19 protein-coding genes and 1 pseudogene are annotated in these 21,651 nt (G+C 74.4%); 12 read left to right on the top strand and 8 right to left on the bottom strand.

Translation table 11 applies throughout. The features are described 5' to 3' along the window. Nucleotides 1-33 precede the first annotated feature (33 nt). The 4 genes from rsgA to AB0L29_RS33235 all read right to left on the bottom strand — a co-directional run bounded on the left by rsgA (nt 34) and on the right by AB0L29_RS33235 (nt 5,542). Nucleotides 34-1,125 carry a ribosome small subunit-dependent GTPase A gene (rsgA, locus tag AB0L29_RS33250; protein ID WP_365832689.1) on the bottom strand — a complete coding sequence of 364 codons (1,092 nt, stop codon included), beginning with the start codon at nt 1,123-1,125 and terminating at the stop codon, nt 34-36. 262 nt (nt 1,126-1,387) lie between these two features. Next, nucleotides 1,388-2,896, bottom strand: coding sequence for a cellulose-binding domain-containing protein (locus AB0L29_RS33245; protein ID WP_365832687.1), 1,509 nt, complete (start codon nt 2,894-2,896; stop codon nt 1,388-1,390). A 174-nt stretch (nt 2,897-3,070) separates the two neighbouring features. After that, nucleotides 3,071-4,390 carry a radical SAM protein gene (locus AB0L29_RS33240; RefSeq protein ID WP_365832685.1) on the bottom strand — a complete coding sequence of 440 codons (1,320 nt, stop codon included), beginning with the start codon at nt 4,388-4,390 and terminating at the stop codon, nt 3,071-3,073. Nucleotides 4,391-4,534: 144 nt separating this feature from the next. Then, nucleotides 4,535-5,542 carry a hydroxyacid dehydrogenase gene (locus tag AB0L29_RS33235; RefSeq protein ID WP_365832683.1) on the bottom strand — a complete coding sequence of 336 codons (1,008 nt, stop codon included), beginning with the start codon at nt 5,540-5,542 and terminating at the stop codon, nt 4,535-4,537. Nucleotides 5,543-5,715: 173 nt separating this feature from the next. On the opposite strand from AB0L29_RS33235, the gene AB0L29_RS33230 reads away from it, so the two are divergent. Together AB0L29_RS33230 and AB0L29_RS33225 are read left to right on the top strand one after the other, a co-directional pair. Beyond that, nucleotides 5,716-6,966: an FAD-binding protein gene (locus AB0L29_RS33230; RefSeq protein ID WP_365832681.1), complete on the top strand. Its 1,251-nt coding sequence runs from the start codon at nt 5,716-5,718 to the stop codon at nt 6,964-6,966. Between the two features lie 547 nt (nt 6,967-7,513). After that, on the top strand, nt 7,514-10,396 hold the full coding sequence (locus AB0L29_RS33225; protein WP_365832679.1) for a glycoside hydrolase family 2 TIM barrel-domain containing protein: 2,883 nt from the start codon (nt 7,514-7,516) through the stop codon (nt 10,394-10,396). Between the two features lie 208 nt (nt 10,397-10,604). Here AB0L29_RS33225 and AB0L29_RS33220 read toward each other — a convergent pair whose 3' ends face one another. From AB0L29_RS33220 to AB0L29_RS33210, 3 genes are all read right to left on the bottom strand, one after another. Continuing rightward, entirely contained in the window at nt 10,605-11,117 is a 513-nt protein-coding gene (locus AB0L29_RS33220) for a hypothetical protein (RefSeq protein WP_365832677.1), read from the bottom strand. Further along, entirely contained in the window at nt 11,114-12,802 is a 1,689-nt protein-coding gene (locus AB0L29_RS33215; RefSeq protein WP_365832675.1) for a PHP domain-containing protein, read from the bottom strand. Before AB0L29_RS33215 ends, AB0L29_RS33220 begins: the two co-directional genes overlap by 4 nt. 404 nt (nt 12,803-13,206) lie before the next feature. Further along, complete coding sequence (locus tag AB0L29_RS33210; protein WP_365832673.1) at nt 13,207-13,740, bottom strand: kinase; 534 nt, start codon at nt 13,738-13,740, stop codon at nt 13,207-13,209. Between the two features lie 66 nt (nt 13,741-13,806). Here AB0L29_RS33210 and AB0L29_RS33205 point away from each other — a divergent pair, with 66 nt between their 5' ends. From AB0L29_RS33205 to AB0L29_RS33175, 7 genes and pseudogenes are all read left to right on the top strand, one after another. Further along, nucleotides 13,807-14,376 (top strand): TetR-like C-terminal domain-containing protein, encoded by a 570-nt coding sequence (locus AB0L29_RS33205; protein WP_365832671.1) that lies wholly within the window; start codon nt 13,807-13,809, stop codon nt 14,374-14,376. A gap of 342 nt (nt 14,377-14,718) precedes the next feature. Beyond that, nucleotides 14,719-15,240, top strand: coding sequence for an RHS repeat-associated core domain-containing protein (locus tag AB0L29_RS33200; RefSeq protein WP_365832669.1), 522 nt, complete (start codon nt 14,719-14,721; stop codon nt 15,238-15,240). A 9-nt stretch (nt 15,241-15,249) separates the two neighbouring features. Continuing rightward, nucleotides 15,250-15,489 (top strand): hypothetical protein, encoded by a 240-nt coding sequence (locus AB0L29_RS33195; RefSeq protein ID WP_365832667.1) that lies wholly within the window; start codon nt 15,250-15,252, stop codon nt 15,487-15,489. Between the two features lie 79 nt (nt 15,490-15,568). Then, entirely contained in the window at nt 15,569-16,288 is a 720-nt protein-coding gene (locus AB0L29_RS33190; protein ID WP_365832665.1) for an IS6 family transposase, read from the top strand. 163 nt (nt 16,289-16,451) lie between these two features. After that, a pseudogene (locus AB0L29_RS33185) lies at nt 16,452-16,562 on the top strand (IS5/IS1182 family transposase); the annotation flags it as partial. A gap of 23 nt (nt 16,563-16,585) precedes the next feature. Next, nucleotides 16,586-17,353 (top strand): alpha/beta hydrolase, encoded by a 768-nt coding sequence (locus AB0L29_RS33180; protein WP_365832663.1) that lies wholly within the window; start codon nt 16,586-16,588, stop codon nt 17,351-17,353. A gap of 121 nt (nt 17,354-17,474) precedes the next feature. Next, nucleotides 17,475-18,113 (top strand): glycosyltransferase, encoded by a 639-nt coding sequence (locus AB0L29_RS33175; RefSeq protein WP_365832661.1) that lies wholly within the window; start codon nt 17,475-17,477, stop codon nt 18,111-18,113. Here the strand turns inward: AB0L29_RS33175 and AB0L29_RS33170 are convergent. Then, a complete protein-coding gene (locus tag AB0L29_RS33170; RefSeq protein WP_365832660.1) occupies nt 18,073-18,894 on the bottom strand; it encodes an isocitrate lyase/phosphoenolpyruvate mutase family protein in 822 nt (273 codons plus the stop codon). The two genes, AB0L29_RS33175 and AB0L29_RS33170, sit on opposite strands and share 41 nt — an antisense overlap. A gap of 222 nt (nt 18,895-19,116) precedes the next feature. Between AB0L29_RS33170 and mmuM the strand changes: the two genes are divergently transcribed. From mmuM to AB0L29_RS33155, 3 genes are all read left to right on the top strand, one after another. Continuing rightward, nucleotides 19,117-20,025, top strand: coding sequence for a homocysteine S-methyltransferase (gene mmuM / locus AB0L29_RS33165; protein WP_365832658.1), 909 nt, complete (start codon nt 19,117-19,119; stop codon nt 20,023-20,025). 89 nt (nt 20,026-20,114) lie between these two features. Beyond that, entirely contained in the window at nt 20,115-20,708 is a 594-nt protein-coding gene (locus AB0L29_RS33160; RefSeq protein WP_365832656.1) for a DinB family protein, read from the top strand. A gap of 332 nt (nt 20,709-21,040) precedes the next feature. Continuing rightward, complete coding sequence (locus AB0L29_RS33155) at nt 21,041-21,448, top strand: Rid family hydrolase (RefSeq protein WP_365832654.1); 408 nt, start codon at nt 21,041-21,043, stop codon at nt 21,446-21,448. Nucleotides 21,449-21,651: the final 203 nt, after the last annotated feature.

The raw sequence follows: 21,651 nt of genomic DNA, 5'->3' as shown, positions 1-21,651 counted from the left end.
GCGGCCCCGGCGGCCGGGCGGCCCGGGGCCCGCCTACCTCAGGCGGCCCCGCTTGGCCTCCATCGCCGCCTTCCCCATCGCCCCCTTCCGCTTCCAGTCCTTGCGGATCTCGGCGCGGAGCCTGGCGTCCGTCTTGGCGACGATCCGCTGGTTCTCCCGCAGCAGCTTGCGGTAGCTCTCCAGCCGCCGTTCGGGCAGTTCACCGCTCTCGACGGCCTCCCGCACCGCGCACCCCGGTTCGCTCTCGTGCGCGCAGTCGTGGAAGCGGCACCGCTCGGCCAGCTCCTCGATCTCGGCGAACACCTGGCCGACGCCGCCGCCGGCGTCCCACAGGCCCACGCCCCGCAGTCCGGGGGTGTCGATGAGCACGCCCCCGCCGGGCAGGGCGAGGAGGTTGCGGGTGGTCGTGGTGTGACGGCCCTTGCCGTCGGCGTCCCGGGTGGCCCGGACGTCCATCACGTCCTGGCCGAGGAGCGCGTTGGCGAGGGTGGACTTGCCCGCGCCGGACTGCCCGAGGAGGACCGCCGTTCCGCCGGAGACGAGCGCGGCGAGCACGTCGAGCCCTTCCCCGTCCACGGCGCTGGCGGTCAGCACCGGCACGCCCGGCGCGCTGGTCTCGACGTCCTGGACGAGGTGCGAGCGGGTCACCGCGTCCGGCACGAGGTCGGCCTTGGTGAGCACCACGACCGGCTGTGCCCCGGACTCCCAGGCGAGCGCGAGGAACCGCTCGATGCGGGCGAGGTCGAGTTCGACGGCCAGGGACACGGCGACGACGGCGTGGTCGACGTTGGCGGCGAGGATCTGCCCCTCGGACCGCTTGGAGGAGGTGGAGCGCACGAAGGCGGTCCGGCGCGGCAGGTACGCGCGGACGTAGCGCGGGTTCCCGCCGGGTTCGACGGCGGCCCAGTCGCCGGTGCACACGACCCGCAGGGGGTCGTGGGGGGTGACGAACGCGGTGTCGGCCCGCACGGTCCCGCCGGCGGTGACGACGTCGCACTGCCCGCGGTCGACCCGGACAACGCGTCCGGGCAGCAGCCCCTCGGCGGCGTACGGGGTGAACGCGTCGGCCCAGGCCTCGTCCCAGCCGTAGGGAGCCAGCGCGGGGAAAGCAGGGGTGGAAGTCAAGGGGTGACCCTTCACGAGGGTGGCCCCGGCGCCGCGCACGCACCGCGTGCGCGGAAAGAGGAAGGAAGGTCAGCCGGCGGCCACGGAGGTGGACTTGATGGATTCCTGTGCGCGGGCAGCGCTCGTCGCGGCGACAGCCATCGGTCGACACCTCCTCGTCCGCTCGTGCTCGGTGCGGCGGCCCACCGGCCACCGCGTGATGTTCCGCAACAGTAGTCCGCTCCCGTGCGGGCCCGTCAACTCTTTTTCCGGACCGTGCCGGTCAGGCCCTGGCGCAGGGGCGGCCGTTGAGGGTGAAGTCGTGGGGCGGGGAGTTCCTGCCGTGCCAGGAGGCGAGGAAGCCGAAGGCGAGGCGGCCGCCGGCGGGGACGGTCCTGTTGTAGCCGGCGGCGACGGCGGTGACGCGGGCGCCGTTCTGGGCGGCGGTGGCGTCCCACATCTGTCCGATCCGCTGGCCGTCCGGGAAGGACCAGGCCACGCGCCAGGAGTCGAGGGGTTCGCCGGTGGTGACGGTGACGGTGGCCTGGAAGCCGTCGGGCCACTGGTTGACGAGGTCGTACGCGACCCGGCAGGACGGCTCGCCGCCCGCGGTGGGCTCCTGCCCGGCGGGAGCGGCGGAGGCGGTGGCGGTAGCGGAGGCGGAGGCGGCGGTGGTGGTGGTGTTCTGGGGTTCCGGCTCGGGTTTCTTCCGCTCCCGTGTGCTCTTCGGGACCCGGCCGGACGGCTCCGGGGGGTCGTCCGGGGAGCGGGAGGGCGAGGGGGCCCCGGCGGGCGGTGGGGGCACGGCGGGGTCGGCCACCGGCTGGCGGCCGGCGTCGGCGCGGAGGCCGGGGTCGTCGGCGGTGCCGTCGAACGGCATCATCGAGACGGCCAGCGCCAGCAGGGAGACCAGGACGGCGGCGACGAGCAGGCCGTTGCGGGCGACGCGCGCCTTGTGCTCCGCCGGGTCCGGTACCTCCGCGTCCGGTGTGTCCGGGCGGCCTGCGCCCAGGCGCGCCTCGGCGGCGCGGCGGCGGCGCTCCAGGTAGGCCAAGCCGCCCCAGCCGAGCACCCCGCCGGCCAGTGCGCCGGGCAGCGCGCCGCCGTGCGGCCCGAGGCAGGCGGCGGCCTCGGCGCACGGCACGCAGGTGGCGAGGTGCCGGGAGAGGTCGTCGGGGGCGTCGGCGGCGGGTGAGCGGGTGACGGCGTCCAGCAGCCTGGCGTAGCTGCGGCACGGGGCGTCCATCGGGGTGTCGAGGTGGTTGCGGTGGCAGCGGTCCCGGAACAGGCCGCGCACCTGGGCGAGTTCGTCGGCCGCGGTGGCCGGGTCCAGGCCGATCCGGCGGGCCGCGAGCGACAGCGGCAGGGCCTCCACCTCGGCCAGCCACAGCAGTTCGGCGTCGGCCTGCCGCAGGTCGCGCAGCGCGCGCAGGGCGAGCGGGCGCTGCAGGGGCGGTCCGGTGTAGCGGGCGGCCCTGTCCGAGCCGAGCCACAGGCGCAGGTCGGGGTCGAGCCGGTGGCCCCGCCCCTGTTCCTCCCAGGCCGCCGCGGTGGTGCGGACGGCGGTCAGCAGCCGGGGGATGCGGGGCAGGCGGGGCGAGCGGGCGCCGCGGGCCGTGCCGGCCTCGGCCTCGCGGGCCTCGCGGACGCCGTGTGCGAACGCCTCCCGGGCCAGCTGCGCGGCGGCGGTGGAACCGGACGTGCACAGGTCGGCGTAGGAGAGGACCGCGTCCCAGCACTCGGAGAACAGCGCGGCCTCGGCGGCGTCCTGGGGGGTCGGCAGGTCGGGCATGGGTCTCCTGCATCCACGAGCGAGGTCAACTCACCATAGTGGCAGTGGAGTTGGGGGGAACCTCGCGGCAGGAAAAGAGCTTTTCACGCCTTCGGCACGACTGACAAGCGCCGTATTCACATCCCGGCCGGGGGGCGGAGCGCTCCCCTCGGCCGGGCCCCGGGCCGGCCGGGGTCACACCTCGACGGGCTCCTCCGCCGGGAGGCTGTCCATGAAGGAGCTGACGGAGAACACGGCGCGGCCGGGGCCGGGCGGGCCGTAGCCGGGCGGCGAGGACAGGCCGAAGTCGTCCATGGTGGCGCGGTAGGCCTCCAGCAGGCGGATGTGGTACTCCAGCGGCGCGCCCTGCGGGTTGGCCTTGCCGAGCGGGGTGGTGGGCTCCGGGCACCAGGTGGTGAAGCGGGGCGTGATGCCGTGCGACATGAAGAAGCGCAGGCCCTCGGTGGTGGAGGCGATGGCCTCGTCGACGGTGGTGAAGCCGAACGGCTCGGCCATCTCCACGCCCGCGACGAAGTTGGGGATGACGTTGCGGGCGCCGAAGACGTCCGCCGAGTCCAGGATGCGGCGGTGCCACTCGTCGCGTCCGACGTAGCGTTCCTTGCCGGGGCAGTACAGCTCGAACAGGCGGCGGTCCCACACCTCGAAGTTGGGGTGGTAGATCTGCACGCCGTAGTCCTTGAAGCGCTGCACGTCGGCCTTGGGCAGCGCCTGGGCGACGACCTTGCCGATCCAGCGGCCGGGGAAGCGCTCCTCGATGGCCTTGGCGTAGTGGCCGTAGAAGTCGGCCTCGTCGCGGCCCGCGACCGTCTTGGTGATCGCGCCGCCGGTGAGCGTGTAGGCGGTGGACGCCTTCTGGGTGTCGTACCGGTCGATGATCTCCAGCGCCTCCAGGACCTCCTCGACGTCCTTCACACCCGTGTACGGCCGCCCGGCCGCCTTGTGCTGGCGCCAGTTGTGGTTGATGTCGCAGTACTGGCACTCCTCCTTGGCGCCGAAGTACTGGCAGACCCGGAAGACGGTCAGGTAGATCAGGTAGCCCCACTGGATGGTCGGGGCGACCTCCATGACGGACTTCCCGTTGGACAGGGTGTGCCGGTAGTACTCGGGCATCGGCGGGACGCCGACGTCGGCGATGCGCGCGCCGTCGAGGTAGAGGCCGAGCACGCCGTCCTCGCCGGCGGCGACGCGGTAGGGCGAGGACGGGTTCACGCGCACGGAGACGACGGTCCGGCGCAGGCCGTACGGGCCGCCCGTGAGGACGATCTCCTCGGGCGGGCGCCTGAGGGCCGCCTCGCCCAGCTCGGGCAGGGTGCCGTGGTCGAAGGAGAAGATGAAGTAGGACTTCGGCTTGACCTCGCCGCCCTCGTTGTCGCTCAGCGCGGACGGGTCGAAGGCCACGCCGCCGCGGAGCAGGTCCTCCTTGAGGACGGCCTCCCGCGGCACGTGCGGGAAGCGCTCCATCAGATCCTCGACCAGCGCGGTGCGGCTGCCCATCCCGTGTCTCCTCCCGGTTCGGACGTACGACTCCTCACGGTATGCCCCCGCGCGCTCGGACTCGGTACCGGGTCCCCCCAGGCCGGACCGGTGAGACGTACGTCATCGTCCGCCGGGCTGCCGGGCGGCACCGGCCGCGCCGGGTCAGGCCATGTGCTCCAGCGCCGAGAGGTCCACCGCGTGCGCCAGCCCGTCCCCGGCCACGAGCCGGGCGGCCTCCTCGGCGACCGTGCGGCCGAGGCGGGCCAGTTCGTTGCCCTGGGAGCCGGCGAGGTGCGGGGTGACGAACGCGTTCGGCAGGTCGTACAGGGGGGAGTCGGCGGGGAGCGGCTCGGGGTCGGTGACGTCGAGGATCGCGGCCAGGCGGCCGGTGCGCAGTTCGGCGGTGAGGGCGGCGGTGTCCACCAGGGAACCGCGCGCGGTGTTGATCAGTACCGCCCCGTCGGGCATCAGGGCCAGCTCGCGGCGGCCGATCAGCCCGCGGGTCCCGGGCGTCCCGGGAGCGTGCAGGGTGACGACGGAGGAGGTGCGCAGCAGCTCGTCCAGCGGCAGCAGGGGGACGCCGAGGGCGGCGGCCTGCCGCTCGTCGGCGTAGGGGTCGGTGAGGGCCGGGCGCAGGTCGAAGGGGCGCAGGAGGGCGAGGACGCGGCGGCCGACGCGGGAGGCGCCGACGACGCCGACGCGGCGGCCGTGGTTGCCGATGCCGGGGACGAGGCCCGGGCCGGCGGCGGTGCGTTCGGCGCGCAGCCGGTCGCGGGCGGCCAGGACGTCCTTCCCGGCGAGGAGGATCATGGCGAGGGTGTACTCGGCGACCGGCAGGGCGTTGGCGTCGGCCGCCGAGGAGACGGCGATGCCGCGCCGCCCCAGCTCGGGCGTGGCGAAGCCCTTGACCGAGCCCGCCGAGTGCAGCACCGCGCGCAGGCGCGGGGCCGCGTCGAGGACCGCCGCGTCCAGGCGGGGGCAGCCCCAGCCCGTGATCAGGATCTCGGTTCGGCCGAGCGTCGGGCGGATCCGGGGATCGGTGAGGTCCTGCGCGACCAGGGCGGGGTCGACGCGGACCGACTCCCGCAGGCGCGCCAGGACCTCCGGCGGGAAGACCAGGGGCACGTTCTGGGCGGTCATGGCGAACAGTGCCCGGGGGCGCTCGGTCAAGGAGGCGGCCTTCCGGCTCGGCGGCTAAGGGAGGGAAAGCGCTGTCCACGGTAGGTGCCGCCGGGCGGCCGGAGCAATGGACACACCACGGGCGCGTCGAGGTAGGTTCCGGCGGGGACTTCCCGGTCCCCCGGGGACCTGCCGGTTCCCGGCACCTCGGAGAAGGACGACGGATGGCCGAGACCGTGACGAACTGGGCGGGCAACATCACCTACACCGCCGGGCTGCACCGCCCGCGCTCGCCGGAGGCGCTGCGGAAGCTGGTGGCGGGCAGCGCGCGGGTGCGGGTGCTGGGCAGCGGGCACTCCTTCAACGGGATAGCCGAGCCGGGCGCCGGGGGCGTCCTGCTGTCGCTGGCCGCCCTCCCGGGCGAGGTGGAGGTCGACACGGCGGCCCGCACGGTCCGGGTGGGCGGCGGGGTCCGGTACGCGGAGCTGGCCCGCCGCGTGCACGCGCACGGTCTGGCGCTGCCCAACATGGCCTCGCTGCCGCACATCTCGGTGGCCGGCTCGGTCGCGACCGGCACCCACGGCTCGGGGGTCGGCAACCGCCCGCTGGCGTCGGCCGTCCGTGAGGTGGAGCTGGTGACGGCGGACGGTTCCACGGTCACCGTCGGGCGCCACGAGGAGCGCTTCGGCGGGGCCGTGACCTCCCTCGGCGCGCTCGGGGTGGTCACCGCGCTCACCCTGGACCTGGAGCCGGCCTTCGAGGTCGAGCAGCACGTGTTCACCGAGCTGCCGCCCGCCGGGCTGACCGCGCGCGCCTTCGACACGGTGATGTCGGCCGCGTACAGCGTGAGCCTGTTCACCGACTGGCGGGAGCCGGGGTTCCGGCAGGTGTGGCTCAAGCGGCGCACCGACCAGCCGCTGCCGGACTTTCCGTGGGCCTCCCCCGCCACCGAGAAGATGCACCCCGTGCCGGGCATGCCCGCGGTCAACTGCACGGAGCAGTTCGGCGTCGCGGGGCCGTGGCACGAGCGGCTGCCGCACTTCCGGGCCGAGTTCACCCCGAGCAGCGGCGCGGAGCTGCAGTCGGAGTACCTGCTGCCGCGGCGGCACGCCGTGGCCGCGCTGGAGGCGGTCGGCGGGATCCGGGAGGCGGTCGCCCCCGTGCTGCAGACCTGCGAGGTGCGGACCGTCGCCGCCGACGAGCAGTGGCTGAGCCCGGCCCACGGGCGGGACAGCGTGGCGCTGCACTTCACCTGGGTCCAGGACACCGGGGCCGTGCTGCCGGTGGTGCGCCGGCTGGAGGCGGCGCTGGACCCCTTCGACGCGCGGCCGCACTGGGGGAAGGTGTTCGCCGTGCCGGCCGAGGTGCTGCGGGGCCGGTACCCGCGGCTGGACGACTTCCGGGCGCTGGCGCGGGAGCTGGACGCGGAGGGGAAGTTCGCCAACGCCTTCGTGCGGGCCGTGCTCGCCGGCTGACTTCCCCACGCCCCTTTCCGAGCCCTTCACCGAAAGCTCTTTCCGGCCGGGGCCTTGCCTTGCGCCGCGCCGGCACGTCGGCACGTCGGCACGGTCTTCCACGCCGTCCTGGCGACGCCGGTGGCCCCGCCCGCCGTCACCTTCGTGCCGGGCTTCGCGCCGGTGTGGCCGCCGGGCCGGGTGGGCACCTGCCGCGGTCCGGTCGTTCCGGGGCCGTCCGGTGGTTTCACCCGCCTCCCGTTCCGGCAGTACTTCCTGGGGTTCCCCGAGACCTGGAGGAGGCGGGGCGCGTGGACGGGCTCGGCCACCGGGACGCGTACCGGACGTGTCGTCGTCCCCCGCCCGCCGGACTTCTTCGCGGCGGCGGCCACCACCACCTCCGTCAGCGGCCGGGACTCCTCCCCGTGGCCGCCGGTCATCGGCCGGGGCCGTTTCCGTCCCGCCCCTGGTGTCCGTCTCCGTGTCCGCCGCCCTCCTCCGGCGCCGGCCGGTCCGGGGGATCGCGCGGACCGGCATCAAGGGCCGAACCAGCTGAGCTAGGAGAGCGATGTCCTTTCGCCACAGCACGGCCGCCGACTACGTCGAGGACGTCTCGCCGGGCAGCGGGACCCTGCCGCCCCGCGCCTGGTACGCGTCCTCGGACGCCGAGTCCCTGTCCCTGAACGGCAGCTGGCGCCTGCGCCTGTCGGCGACCGCCGACGCCGAGGACGACACGTTCGCCGAGCCGGGATTCGACGCCGGGGACTGGGCCGAGGTCACGGTCCCCGGGCACTGGGTCCTGCAGGGCGACGGGGCGTTCGGAGCCCCGGTCTACACCAACCACCTCTACCCCTTCCCCGTCGACCCGCCGCGGGTGCCGACGGAGAACCCGACCGGCGACCATCTGCGCGCCTTCGACCTGCCGGAGGACTGGCCCGGCGAGGGCGGCGCGGTCCTGCGCTTCGACGGCGTCGAGTCCTGCGCCCGCGTCTGGCTGAACGGCACGGAGCTCGGCGAGTTCAAGGGCTCGCGGCTGCCGCACGAGTTCGCGGTCGGGCACCTGCTGAAGCCCTCGGGCAACGTGCTCGCGGTCCGGGTCCACCAGTGGTCGGCCGGGTCGTACTTGGAGGACCAGGACCAGTGGTGGCTGCCGGGCATCTTCCGCGACGTGACGCTGCTGCACCGCCCGGCGGGCTGCGCCGGCGACTTCTTCGTGCATGCCTCCTACGACCACGTCACCGGGGAGGGCACCCTGCGCGTCGACTCCGGGGCCGGGGGCCGGGTGACCGTCCCGGAGCTGGGCGTCGAGGTCGCCGCCGGCGAGCCGGTCACGGTCGCCGTCGAGCCGTGGACGGCGGAGACGCCCCGCCTGTACGAGGGTGTCCTCGCGACGGAGGGCGAGCGGGTCCCCCTGCGCATCGGCTTCCGCACGGTCGTCCTGGAGGACGGCCTGGTCAAGGTCAACGGCAGGGCGGTCCTCTTCAAGGGCGTCAACCGGCACGAGTGGCACCCGGAGCGGGGCCGCGCGCTCGACCCGGAGACCATGCGCGCGGACGTGCTGCTGATGAAGCGGCACAACGTCAACGCGGTGCGCACCTCCCACTATCCGCCGCACCCGGCCTTCCTCGACCTGTGCGACGAGTACGGCCTGTGGGTGATCGACGAGTGCGACCTGGAGACCCACGGCTTCACCGAGCAGGACTGGCGCGACAACCCGGCCGACGACGACCGCTGGACCCCGGCCCTGCTGGACCGCGCCGCCCGCATGGTCGAGCGCGACAAGAACCACCCGTCGGTCGTGTTCTGGTCCCTGGGCAACGAGGCCGGCACCGGCCGCGGCCTGACCGCGATGGCCCGGTGGATCCACGACCGGGACCCCTCCCGGCTCGTCCACTACGAAGGCGACGCCACCTGCCGCGACACGGACGTGTACGCGCGGATGTACGCCTTCCACGACGAGGTCGACAGGATCGGCCGGAGCCTGGACGGCGGCCCCCGCAAGCGGCGCGGACTGCCCCTCGTCCTGTGCGAGTACGGGCACGCCATGGGCAACGGCCCCGGCGGACTCGCCGACTACCAGGAGCTGTTCGAGAAGTACGGGCGGCTCCAGGGCGGGTTCGTCTGGGAGTGGATCGACCACGGCGTCCGGCACCCGCGGTTCGGCTACGCCTACGGCGGCGACTTCGGCGAGGAACTGCACGACGGCAACTTCGTCTGCGACGGGCTGCTCTTCCCGGACCGGCAGCCGTCGCCGGGGCTCGTCGAGTACAAGAAGGTGATCGAGCCGGTGCGGATCGGGGCCGGTCCCGCCGGCGGCACCCCCGGGACCGTGCGGGTGACCAACAAGCACGACTTCGCCGGACTGTCCGCGCTGGCCTTCGAGTGGGCGTACCAGGCCGACGGCGAGACGGTCGCGTCGGGCGCCCTGGCGGTGCCGCCGCTCGCGCCGGGCGAGTCGGCCGACGTGAGGCTGCCCCCGCCGCCGGCGCACGCGCCGGGCGGTGAGGCGCAGTGGACCGTGCGGGCCGTGCTGGCCGCCGACACCGCCTGGGCGCCGAAGGGGCACCCGGTGGCGTGGGGGCAGGTCAGTGCGGCCGCCCGTCCGGTGCCGTCCCTGGGCGCGCCGGTCCGGCCCGTGGCCGGGGGCGGGCGGATCAGGCTCGGCCCGGCCGTCTTCGACGCCCGGACCGGCGCGCCCACGGCGATCGGCGGTGTCGGGGTGAGCGGGCTGCGGCTCGACGTGTGGCGGGCGCCGACCGACAACGACGACGGCGCCGCCTGGCAGCCGGACACCCGCTACGGCCCGCTGTGGCGCAGGCTGGGCCTGCACCGGATGCGCCACCGCCTCGACGGGATCGAGCCGGACGGCGGCGCGCTGACGGTGCGGACCCGGGTGGCGCCCGCCGGCGCCGAGGTGGGCCTGGCGACGGAGTACCGCTGGGCGTCCGACGGCGAGCGGCTGCGGCTGACGGTGTCCGTGGTGCCCCAGGGCGACTGGAGGGTGCCGCTGCCCCGGCTCGGGGTCCGCTTCGGGCTGCCGGCCGCCGACCGTGTGCGGTGGTTCGGCGGCGGCCCCGGCGAGGCCTACCCGGACACCAGGGCGGCGTCGATGACCGGCCGCTGGCGGTCCACCGTGGACGCCCTGCAGACCCCGTACGTCCGTCCGCAGGAGAACGGCGCCCGGGCCGACGTGCGCTGGGCGGAGATCGGCGGTCTCAGGATCGAGGGCGACCCGGTGTTCTGGTTCAGCGCCCGGCGCTGGACGAGCGAGCAGCTGGACGCGGCCCGGCACCAAAGCGACCTGGTGCCCGGTGACACGGTGTGGGTCCACCTCGACCACGGCCAGCACGGCATCGGCTCGCAGTCCTGCGGCCCGGGCCCGCTGCCGAAGTACTTCCTGAGGGCCGAACCCGCCGTGTTCTCGTTCGTCTTCTCCGCCACGGGCGGGTGAGCCTGCGCCCGGCCGTCGCGCGGGGCCCCCGCGCGGCGGCCGGAGCCGTCCACGCGCCGCGCCCGGTGCGTCATCCGGCCGGTGCGTCATCCGGCCGGTGCCGTCCCGCGCCCCGTCACGCGGCCCCTGCCCCGTCGTCCGGTCCGGCGGCCCGATCCCGCGGCCCCGATCCCGCGGCCGCGGGCCGGGGCCGCCGGGGGCGCCGTCGTCAGTGGTCCGCGCAGCACGGCGTCGGGTCGGGGACCTCGAAGGGGACGAGGGTGCCGCCGGCCGCCGGCACGGCGGCCAGCAGGAGCCGCCCGTCCCGCCACTGCGGGCGCACGTGGTCCCGGGTGGTCAGCGGGGTGTGCGGCGCGGGCTCCCGCGGGGAGCCGAGGACCGTCACGCCGTCGATCGCGGAGCGTGCCAGCAGGTCCGCGACGGTCAGCGTGCCGGTGAGCGCGGTGACGCCCGGGTAGATCACCGCGCGGCCCGCACGGTCCGGCACGCCGGGCGTCACCTCGTACCCCAGGCCTGTGAGCCGCTCCCGGGCGGCGCGCGCGAGCGGCTCGTCCGGCAGGGCGAGGGAGAGGGCGATGTGCGGGCGGCCGGTGCGCACCAGGTGCGTGCAGCCGAACGCGCCCCGCGGCAGGGCGAGTCCGGCGGCCAGCGTGTGGAGCAGGTGGTCGGCCGCGCGCAGGTCGCGGGCTTTTGCGCGCACGGTGAGGGCGTACGGGGTCACGACGGCAGGACCCACACGGGGTTGGAGTAGAACCACAGGTCGCGCCACGGGTCGGCGTCGCCGGCGACGTCGAGGGCCGGGCCGGCCGGGTCGACGGCGGCGCCCATCGCGCCGACGGCGGTGCGGTTGCCGTCGGTGCCGCGCAGCCGGACGTACACGGGCCGGTCGACGCGGCCGAGGTCGTAGGTGAGGCGGACCGTGCCGGCCGACTTGTCCACCTCGTAGGACTCGACGACCCTGGCGGTGGGGGCGGTGAAGGTGTCCTTGTCCCTCGCCTCGCCCGTCACGTCGCCCTGGACGACGTCGACGCGGGCCAGCTTCGGCACGAATCCGGCCCAGTTGGGGCCGCCGGCGAGCGCCACGTCGACGGTCAGGGTGACGTGCGTGCCCTTCCTCACGTGCAGCGCGCCGCCGAGCGTGGCCCACCGGCCGCCGCCGGTGACCCGGGCGTCGAGGGCGCTGATGAGCTGCCCGTGGTCGACCCAGATGCGGCCGGCGCGGATGCCGTCCATGACGGCGGCGTAGGAGAAGCCGTCGGCGCCGACGTGGGTGCGGCTGTACTGGCCGGGCCAGTAGTCGCCCTGGGTGATGTCGATCTGCCCGCCGTGGACGGGGTCCGCGTAGCGGCCGTCGGCGGTGAAGTCGCCGCCGGGGCCGCGTACGGCGGTGTCGGCGTAGACCTGGTGGGAGTCGGAGTTGGCGGTGATCCACCAGGGCTTGCCCTCGGCGAGGAGGCTGTCCCACAGGCCGCCGACGGTGGCCGTCATCCAGTCGAAGCCGCCCCAGGTGCGGTAGGACTCCAGGGGGTAGCCGGGGAAGGAGTTGGCGCCGGGGCTGTTGTCGTAGATGCCGCGCGCCCGGCCGGGGCCGAGGGGCGCGGGCAGGCCGGCGGCCTGGTGGCCGGGGGCGCCCTCGAAGCCGACGGCGATCCGCCGGCTCGCGGGCGTCGCGTCGCGCCAGGCGCGGATCTCGTGCGGGGAGTCGACGCCGCGCCGCGCCGGGTGGTTGGCCAGCATCAGCGCGTCCTCGACCTTGCGCCGCCTGACCTGGTCGTGGAGGAAGACCAGACCGGCGACGGCCAGGGCCTCGTTGGCGGGGGTGGAGTCGGAGGCGTTCTTGACGCTGCCGTCGTAGTCGGTCTCGAACTGCTTGAGGACGGAGACCTCGTTCCTGCCGGGGTGCACGAAGACGGTGCCGTGTTCGGCGCCCGGGATGTTCCACTCCAGGCCCTGGAAGACGAGGGTGTCCCGGTGGGCGGAGCGGGCCTGCCGGATGTCCGGGTTGACCTTCTCCACGCCGATCCTGGCGTGGGTGGTGCTGCCGTGGTCGGTGATGACGAGCCAGTCCATGCCGTGCCTGGCGCCCTGGCGGACCTGGTCGACGACGCGGTACTTGCCGTCGCTGCTGTACTGGGTGTGGATGTGGTGGTCGCCGGCCAGCCACAGGAAGCCGCCGCGGCGGCCGCCGGTGGTGGTGGCGGCGGCGGGCGCCGCCTGGCCGAGGACGCTTCCGGCGGCCAGGCCCGCGCCGAGCAGGCCCGCGCGGCGCAGCAGCGACCGGCGTGAGCGCTGGGCGGGGGTCAGGGCCTCGTCGGGCACGGAGGTGTCGAAGGCGGCGGGCAGCGCCGGTGCCTCGTGGTCGTGGTCGTGGTCGTGCCCGTGGTGATGCCCGTGGCCGTGTCCCATGGTGCGCCTCCTGATCGCCGCTGCCTTCGTGCGGCTGCCTTCCGCTGCGCCGGTGCGGCGCGCGTGAGGAGGATCGACGCAGAAGATGAACGTCGAACACCTCGGGGATGAGCGGCAGGCGTCCCGGACACGGCCGCTCGTCCCGCCTCCCGCCCCTCCCCCGACGGCCGCTCCGGGCAGGGCGGCCGGTCCCGGCCGTGAACGGCACGGGACGGCCGGACCCGACGCGGAGTCAGGACGACCGGGCCCGACGCGGGGCCAGGACGACCGGAGCCGACGCGGGGTCAGAAGGACGGGCGCACCCGGCCGTTCCCGGCGGTGTCCGCGACGGACCGGGGCCGCGCCCCGCCGGCCGGCGGGGCTACCGCGGGCGCGAGGGCCTCCGCCGCACCGCCCGGCCGGGGTCAGTCCCGCCCGGGCGGACGGGCCAGGCCGGTGTCCCGCAGGATGCGGTCGACCGTCTCGGCGAGGGAGCTGCCGGGCCCGATCACGGTCTCGGCACCGCCGGGCAGCAGGTCCAGCGGCCGGTACCAGGAGCGCAGCTCCGCCTCGCCGACGCCGGGCATGGCGGGCTTGGTGGCGTGCCGGGCCAGGGTCTCCTCGAACGGCACGTCCAGGTAGTAGCCGTACGTCCCGCCGCGGTGGTCCTGGCGCAGCCGGGCGAGCATGTCGCCGTAGTGGCCGGCGTGGAGGATGCCCTCGACGACGACGTGGTAGCCGGCGTCCAGGGCGTAGCGGGCGACCGTGTCGATCAGGCCGATGTTCGCCGCCCCGGGCCGGTCGCGCTCGCGCAGGACGATCCGGCGGAGGTTGTCCTGGCCGACCAGGGCCAGGCCCCGCCCGAACCGGTCGCGGATCCCGGCCGCGACCGAGGACTTCCCCGAGGCGCTGTTGCCGCGCAGGACCACCAGCCGGGTCCCTTCGTCGCCCACCGTCACGCGGGCACGATAGTCCCTTCTTCCACTAGGCTTCTTCCTAGATGCCCTAGGTTCTGGAGGTCCGCCATGCCCCGCGCCGGGCTCACCGCCGACCGCCTGGTCGCGGCCGCCGCCGACCTCGCCGACGAGGCCGGCTTCGAGAACGTCACCCTGTCCGCGCTGGCCCGCCGCTTCGGCGTGAAGGACGCGAGCCTGTACGCGCACGTCAGGAACCTCCAGGACCTGCGCACCCGGCTGGCCCTGCTGGCGGGCGGGGAGCTGATCGACCGGATCGCCGCGGCGGTGGCCGGACGCGCCGGGAAGGACGCGCTGGCCGCCTTCGCCGGCGCCTACCGGGAGTACGCGCTGACGCGGCCGGGGCGGTACGCGGCCACCCAGATCCGCATCGACCAGTACGTCGTCGCCCGCTCCCCCGCCCTGCGCCGCACCGCCGAGATCACCTACGGCATGCTCCGCGCCTACGGCCTGACCGAGCCGGACCTCACGGACGCCGTACGCCTGCTGCGCAGCACCTTCCACGGCTACTGCGTCCTGGAGGCGGCCGGCGGCTTCGGCGCCTCCCGCGACGTCCAGGCGTCCTGGGACAGGGCGATCGACGCCCTGCACGTCGCCCTGGAGAACTGGCCCCCTGACTGATCATTTCAGAATGACGTTCGAAGTCGTCGCAAGCACGACGCGAGCGAACTGACCGGCAAGAACGGCTCCACCACCGGCTGGTGCTACGACAAGCTCGGCAACGAGACGGCAGGCGTGAGCACCACCGCCCGCACGAACGAAACCTGAACGGACCACAGCCAGCTCGCCGCCATCACCGCGGGCGGCGAGTCCTACGACCTGGTCCACGCGGGCACGGACAACTCCGAGCGCACCAGACTCGGTTCGACCTGGTTCCACCACACCGCACTCGGTCTGGCCTCCACGACGGCCAACGGCGTCGACACCGGATTCATCCGCGAACCGGCGGGCACCTTGAACTCCATGACGACTGGGGGGGAAGTCCCCCTACTACCTCACCGACGCCACGGGCAACGTCCTCGGCCTGGTCGACGACGCGGGCAAGCGCACCCACACACCTACGCCTACGGCCCCACCGGCCTGTACAAGATGGGTCACCGCTCCTACGACCCCCACCCCGGCCGCTTCACCCAGCCCGACCCGTCAGGGCAGGAGACGAACGCCTGTCTGTACGCGGGCGGCGACCCCATCAACAACACTGACCCGCCCGGCCTGGGATTCGGTAATTTCGTTGACGGGGTGTTCGGTGGCAAAGATCTGCATGAGACATGGCAGAACCGGAACGACCCTGACGCTTTGATTGCGCAGTCGGTCGGCATGGTGGCTGGCGCAGTCTTCGGAGCTGCCTGCGTCGCGGGTACTTCGACCATGGCAACGGCCGCAGGAATGCCCTACCTCATCCCTCTCGCCACGGCTGGCTGTGGTATCGCTGCTGGCACTGTCAGCAATGTGACTGCGGGGGCGATGGAAGACACGCTCAAGTAAGGAAAGGCAATGGGCATGAACATGTCTCCGGACGGCGGCGAGATGCTGGATCCGCACGCAGACTCTGAGCTGGGGAGTTCTATAGCGGCTGCGGCACTTCGGGTCGGCCTATGTGCGAGCGTCTTCGCCATCGTTATCGCGATTTATGCCGCAGCAAATGACAGGGTTGCCGTCGGACTCTGGGTAGGCGGTGTCGCTGTCATCCTGACCGTTGCCTTCGGGGCTGCTTTGAAGTACCGGACGCGGTAACCACTTCCGGCGGCGCTGTCACGTTGGCCGGTGGGGTGGGATGATCTTCGGGTTGGTCGTGCTGGGGGGGAAGCCGTCCGTGGGGAACGCGTCGCCGTCGTACGGAGGGCACCGGTACCCGGTCGAGGTCATCTCCCGCTGCGTGTGGTGGTACTTCCGCTTCCCGCTCAGCTCCCGCGAGGTGGAGGAGCTGATGCTCCAGCGCGGCGTCATCGTCTCCCATGAGACGGTCCGCCGGTGGTGTCTGAAGTTCGGACAGGTCTACGCCGACGGACCGTGCCGCCGCCGGCCCCGCCCTGGGGACGAATGGCACTTGGACGAGGTGTTCATCAAGGTCAGCGGAGAGCTGAAGTACCTGTGGCGGGCCGTGGACGCCGACGGCGACGTGCTCGACATCCTGGCGCAGAGCCGCCGGGACAGGGCTGCGGCCCGGCGCTTCTTCCGCCGCCTGACGAAGAAGACCCGTGCGGTCCCGCGGGTGGTGGTCACCGACAAGCTCCGCTCCTGCGGTGCCGCCCACCGCGAGGTCATGCCCTCCGCTGAACACCGCTCGCACAAGGGCCTGAACAACCGGGCGGAAAACTCCCACCAGCCCACGCGGCAGCGGGAACGCGCGATGAAGGGCTTTCGCAGTACCGGCGCAGCCCAGCGGTTCCTGTCCGCGTCCAGCGGCATCTCCCCGCCCCTTTGGCCCCACCGGCACATGATGACCGCCCTCGATCACCGAGCCGAGATGACCGTCCGCTTCGCCGTCTGGGACCAGGTCACCGGCGCCACCAACCCTCCCACCACGGCCTGAACACCGGCCCTGACCGCGGGCCCACCACGCCTTGGTGCACCATCGGACAGTCACGCACCCAACAACGTGACAACACCCAGCAACGCGTTCTCCACGGACGGCTTCCCTCCAGCACGACCGATCCGAAGATCACCCCACCCCACCAGCCAGCGTGACAGTGCCGTTCAAACGGCTACGGACCCGCTACGAGGAGATACGTGCCGATCTCCACCTCGGCCTGCTCCAACTCGCTTGCAGCATCATCTGCTTGCGACGACTTCGAACGTCATTCTGAAACGATCAGCAAGGAGAAGGACCGTGACCGACCCGTCCCCCGCCCCTCGCGAGGACCACTACGACGTCACCGGCAGCGGCCCCGTCCTGCTGGTCGTCCCCGGCGGCGCGGGCCATCCCATGGGCCTGGAGCCGATGACGGACGTCCTCTCCGGGAGGTTCACCGTCGTGACGTACGACCCCCTCGGCCTCGCCCACGGCCGGCTCGGCCTGCCCGTCGCCGACCAGCGGGTGGCCGACTGGAGCGAGGGCGCGCGGCGGGTGCTGGACGCGGTGGTCGACGACGGCGCGCCGGCCCACGTCCTCGGCATGAGCTCGGGCGGCATCGCGGCCCTGGACCTGCTCGCGCGGCACCCGGGCCGGGTGGGGCGGGTGATCGCGCACGAGCCGCCGAGCGTGGCCGTGCTGCCCGACGGGGAGCGGCAACGCCGGCTCCTGCTCCGGCAGGTGGGTCACCCCGCCCCCGGGGACGGGGAGCCGGCCAGTCCCCTGGACATCTTCCGGGCCCGTGTGGTGGGCCCGTTCACCGCCTACACGCCGGACCTTGAGGCCCTGCGCGCCCATGCCGGCCGTCTGACCCTGGCCGCCGGGCGCGACTCGCGCGGTGAACTCCCGCACCGGACGGCCGTGTTCCTGGCCGAGCGCACCGGCGGCGGCTTCGCCGGGTTCCCGGGCGGACACCTCGGTGTCCTGGAGCATCCGCAGGAGTTCGCGCGGCGGGTCGCCGAGGTGCTCGACGGCCCCGGCGGCGGGCAAGTGGCCGGACCACGGGGCCACTTGCAGGAAAGTTGAGCTGCGTCGTATAAAACATGACCGATCAACCGTCTTCTCACGGGTTCCGTGCTCACGTGCGCGCCTCGTGACGCCGTGCCCGTGTTCGTGCTCCTGGGCTGTCGTGGCGGGAAGGTGGTCGATGGGCGAGGGCTGGACGTTCGCCGGGGAGGCGACGCAGGGCGGCGGCGACTCGGTGACGCTGATCGAGGGATCGTCGTTCTGCCTGTCCGAGCGGGGTGGTGACCTCGTACCCGGCACGCCCCAAGGGCTTTTCCACCGCGACACCCGCATCCTGTCCGCCTGGCAGCTGCGGCTGGACGAGGAGGAGGTCGACCCGCTCTCCGTCATCGCGCAGGAGCCGTACGAGGCCCTGTTCCTCGGCCGGGTGACCGGCGAGCGCAAGAAGCAGCTGCTGGCCCGGGCCCGCTGCCTGCTCTTCCCGCTGCAGTGGGAGGAGCCGTTCGGCATGGTGATGATCGAGGCGATGGTGTGCGGCACGCCCGTCGTCACGCTGCGGCGCGGCTCGGCCCCGGAGGTCGTCGCCGACGGCGTGACCGGCCTGATCCGCGACGACGTCGCCGAACTGCCCGACGCCATCGAGGCGGTGGGCGCCCTGGACTCCCGCGACTGCCGCAACCACGTCATCGAGCGCTTCCAGCCCGACACCATGGCCGCCGGCTACGAGGCGGTCTACCGCAAGGTCGTGGGCACCACGGCTCCGGCCCCGACGCCCCTGGTCACCAGGGCCGCGCGGGAGGACATGGCGCCGGTGGCCTGACCTTCCCGCCCGGGGCGCCGGGGCCGTCCGCGCCGCTCAGCGCCCGTACCTCGCCGTACGAGGGTGTCGTGCCCCGCGGTGGCCGGCCCGACCGGATGTCGGCCACCGCGTCCAGGGCCGCGCCCAGCGCCCGCCGGTACAGCAGCGAGCCGAGGCTGACGCGGCGCACGCCGAGGTCGGTGAGCCGGTCGAGGGCCGGGCCGGTGGGCGAGTACAGGACGTTGAGGGGGACGTCGAGCGCGCCGACCAGGGCGGAGATCCGGTCCGGGTCGGTGAGCCCGGGCACGAACACCCCGTCGGCGCCCGCCTGCTGGTAGGCGTCGAGGCGGCGCAGGGTCTCGGGGAGGTCGCCGTCGCCGAGCCAGTGCGTGTCGGTGCGCGCGTTCACGAAGAGCCCCGGTACCGCCGCCTTCACGGCGGCGATCTTCGCGGCGTGCCGGCCGGCGGGTCCGAGCCCGTCCTCCAGGTTGATGCCGACGGCGCCCACGGCGTACAGCTCCTGCGCGAACCGGGCCACCTCCTGCGGGTCGTCGCTGAAACCGTCCTCCGCGTCGACGGACAGCCAGAAGGGCTCCGAGCCGAGCACGAGGGCGAGCCGGAGGGTCTGCTCGCGGGTCGCGGCCGCCCCGTCGGGCAGGCCGGCGGCCGCCGCCACCCCCAGGCTGGTCGTGCCGACCGCCCGGAATCCCCGGGCGGCGAGGGCCCGCGCGCAGGCGTGGTCCCAGGCGTTGGGCAGCAGCAGCGGGTCGCCCGCGCGGTGCAGGCCGGTGAAGGAGTCCATGGCGGACACGGTAGGGGCGCCTCGTTTCGGCGCGGGCCGAAGTGTGGCCGGCGGTCACGCCCGGCCGCCCGCCTCCACGGCGCCGTCCCCGGCCGCGCCCGCGTCGCCGGTGATCTCCTCGTACGGGCGGGCGTGGTGGACGCGGACGCCGGCCCGCCCCACGGCACCGTCCCGGCCGGCGTCCGCTCCGGACGGGGGCGGGGCTGGACTACCGTCGGCGGTATGACCGGCACCACCACCCTCTCCGCGGCCCTCGCCACCGGGACGGTCGTCCTCGACGGCGGCATGTCCAACCAGCTCGAGTCGGCCGGGTACGACCTGGGCGACGCGCTGTGGTCGGCGCGGCTGCTCGCCGAGCGGCCCGAGGCGGTCACCGAGGCGCACCTCGCCTACTTCGAGGCGGGCGCGGACGTGGCGATCACCGCCAGCTACCAGGCCACCTTCGAGGGTTTCGCACGGCACGGCATCAGCCGTGAGCGCTCCGCGCAACTGCTCGCGCTGAGTGTGGAGGCGGCGCGTGAGGCGGCCCGGCGGGCACGGGCCCCGCGTCCGCTGTGGGTGGCGGCCTCGGTCGGCCCGTACGGGGCCATGCTCGCGGACGGTTCCGAGTACCGGGGCCGCTACGGGCTCACCGTCGACGCGCTGGAGCGCTTCCACCGGCCCCGTGTGGAGGTCCTGGCCGCGGCCCGGCCCGACGTCCTCGCCCTGGAGACCGTGCCCGACGCCGACGAGGCCGCGGCGCTGCTGCGGGCGGTGCGCGGGCTCGGCGTCCCGGCCTGGCTGTCGTACACCGTCGACGGCCGCCGGACGCGCGCCGGTCAGCCGCTGGAGGACGCCTTCGCCCTGGCCGCCGACGCGGACGAGGTGATCGCCGTGGGCGTCAACTGCTGCGCCCCGCGGGACGTGGACGACGCGATCGCGATCGCGGCCCGCGTCACCGGAAAGCCCGTCGTCGTCTACCCCAACAGCGGCGAGTCCTGGGACGCGCGGGCCCGCGCGTGGGACGGCCGTGCCGCCTTCGGCGCCGAGCGGGCCGAGGGGTGGCGGGAGGCCGGGGCGCGGCTGATCGGAGGGTGCTGCCGGGTCGGGCCGGACACGATCGCGGCGATCGCCCGGACGCTGAAGGGATGACGGGGCGGTGCGGAAGGGGACGGGAGAGCGGCCGAGAGGGTGCCCGGAAAAGCGGTGGACAAAGATCGTGCGGGCGGCAGACTGGCCCTATGACCGCACCAGGTCCCAAGGCCGACCTTCACTTCTACCTCCAGTCCGCCCGTGACGCCCTGCTGTGGAAGCTCGAAGGGCTCTCGGAGTACGACGTCCGCCGCCCGCCGACGCCCACCGGCACCAATCTCCTGGGCCTGGTGAAGCACGCGGCCGGCGTGGAGCTGGGCTATCTCGGCGACACCTTCGGACGGCCGTCCGGTGAGCCGCTGCCCTGGCTGGCGGAGGGCGCCGAGGCCAACGCGGACATGTGGGCCACCGCCGACGAGCCGCGCGAGCGGATCGTGGAGCTGTACCGCCGGGCGTGGGCGCACGCGGACGCGACGATCGACGCGCTGGCCCTGGACACGGTCGGCAGGGTGCCCTGGTGGCCCGACGGCAGGGACGAGGTGACCCTGCACCATGCCGTGGTGCGCGTCGTCGCCGACACCCAGCGGCACGCCGGGCACGCCGACATCCTCCGGGAACTCCTGGACGGTTCCGTGGGGATGAGGAAGGACAACACGAGCATGGCGCCGGGCGACCCGACGTGGTGGGAGAACCACCGCGCCCGGCTGGAACGCGCGGCCCTGGAGGCCGGCCGCAGAACGTGACCCGGTCCGGCCGCTGCGGAGCCGGCTCCCCCACGGGTGCGCGCCGGTGAACGTACGCGCGGGCGGGGAGCCGCACCGGCACGAGCACCACGACACGGTCACGGCAGTCACGGCAGTCACGCAGGAGCGCCTCGGCGGACGTGGCCGGACAGGGGCAGCGGGTGATGACGGTCCCGCCCCTCGCGTCACCTGCGACCAGGCGCACCGCCCCGTGAGGTGAGGGCGGGGGAAGGGGGCGGCGGGGCGGTCCCGCGGAATGGGGCGGTGGGCGCGGGGTGTTGCAGGAAGTGCCGCCCCGGCGCGGCCGTACCTCGCGAAAGGAGCCACCGGTCATGACGCGCGACCCGCGCACGATCACCAATCCGGCCACCCTCCACGACCCCACGCCGTTCGGCTACAGCCACGCCGTCTCGGCCCCCGGCGAACTCGTCTTCATCGCCGGCCAGTACGCCTCCGACGACACCGGCGCCCCGGTGCCCGGCGACTTCGCCGCCCAGGTGGACCTGGCCTTCGACCGGCTGCGGTCGGCGCTGGAGGGGGTCGGGCTCGGCTACGAGCACGTCGTCCGTCTCGGCACGTTCGTCGTCGACCACGACCCGGGCAAGCTGGAGGTCCTCGGCAAGGCGCTGCACGCCCGCTTCGGGGACCGGCTGCCGGCCCAGACGCTGAGCGGCGTCGCCTCCCTCGCGCTGCCGGGGATGCTGTTCGAGGTGGACGCGGTGGCCGTGCGGCCCGCCTAGGCCCGACGGCCCCGCGGCCGGCGGATCCCCCGGGCAGGGGCGGGGACGGCCTCCGCCACCGGCCGGACCCCGCCACCGGCCGGCCGCCGGCGCCGGGGTCCCGCCCGCCGCGGTCCCGGCCGGCCGGGCCCCCTGCCGCACCGTCGCCGCTCCGCGGACGCCGCCCCGGACGAGCTGGTCCGCGCCGCGCCCGGCCGGCGTCC

This window comes from Streptomyces sp. NPDC052701 (genome assembly GCF_040678355.1).
In the GTDB taxonomy this organism is placed as follows: Bacteria; Actinomycetota; Actinomycetes; order Streptomycetales; family Streptomycetaceae; genus Streptomyces.
The sequence above is the reverse complement of the archived record's forward strand: the minus strand, read 5'-3'. Positions and strand labels throughout refer to the sequence as shown.

Bases quoted from the DNA above. Each gene is read 5' to 3' on its own strand.
- AB0L29_RS33245 (WP_365832687.1), bottom strand. From the start codon at position 2,896: ATGCCCGACCTGCCGACCCCCCAGGACGCCGCCGAGGCCGCGCTGTTC.
- AB0L29_RS33240 (WP_365832685.1), bottom strand. From the start codon at position 4,390: ATGGGCAGCCGCACCGCGCTGGTCGAGGATCTGATGGAGCGCTTCCCG.
- AB0L29_RS33230 (WP_365832681.1), top strand. From the start codon at position 5,716: ATGGCCGAGACCGTGACGAACTGGGCGGGCAACATCACCTACACCGCC.
- AB0L29_RS33225 (WP_365832679.1), top strand. From the start codon at position 7,514: ATGTCCTTTCGCCACAGCACGGCCGCCGACTACGTCGAGGACGTCTCG.
- AB0L29_RS33215 (WP_365832675.1), bottom strand. From the start codon at position 12,802: ATGGGACACGGCCACGGGCATCACCACGGGCACGACCACGACCACGAC.
- AB0L29_RS33205 (WP_365832671.1), top strand. From the start codon at position 13,807: ATGCCCCGCGCCGGGCTCACCGCCGACCGCCTGGTCGCGGCCGCCGCC.
- AB0L29_RS33200 (WP_365832669.1), top strand. From the start codon at position 14,719: ATGACGACTGGGGGGGAAGTCCCCCTACTACCTCACCGACGCCACGGG.
- AB0L29_RS33195 (WP_365832667.1), top strand. From the start codon at position 15,250: ATGGGCATGAACATGTCTCCGGACGGCGGCGAGATGCTGGATCCGCAC.
- AB0L29_RS33175 (WP_365832661.1), top strand. From the start codon at position 17,475: ATGGGCGAGGGCTGGACGTTCGCCGGGGAGGCGACGCAGGGCGGCGGC.
- AB0L29_RS33170 (WP_365832660.1), bottom strand. From the start codon at position 18,894: ATGGACTCCTTCACCGGCCTGCACCGCGCGGGCGACCCGCTGCTGCTG.
- mmuM (WP_365832658.1), top strand. From the start codon at position 19,117: ATGACCGGCACCACCACCCTCTCCGCGGCCCTCGCCACCGGGACGGTC.
- AB0L29_RS33160 (WP_365832656.1), top strand. From the start codon at position 20,115: ATGACCGCACCAGGTCCCAAGGCCGACCTTCACTTCTACCTCCAGTCC.
- AB0L29_RS33155 (WP_365832654.1), top strand. From the start codon at position 21,041: ATGACGCGCGACCCGCGCACGATCACCAATCCGGCCACCCTCCACGAC.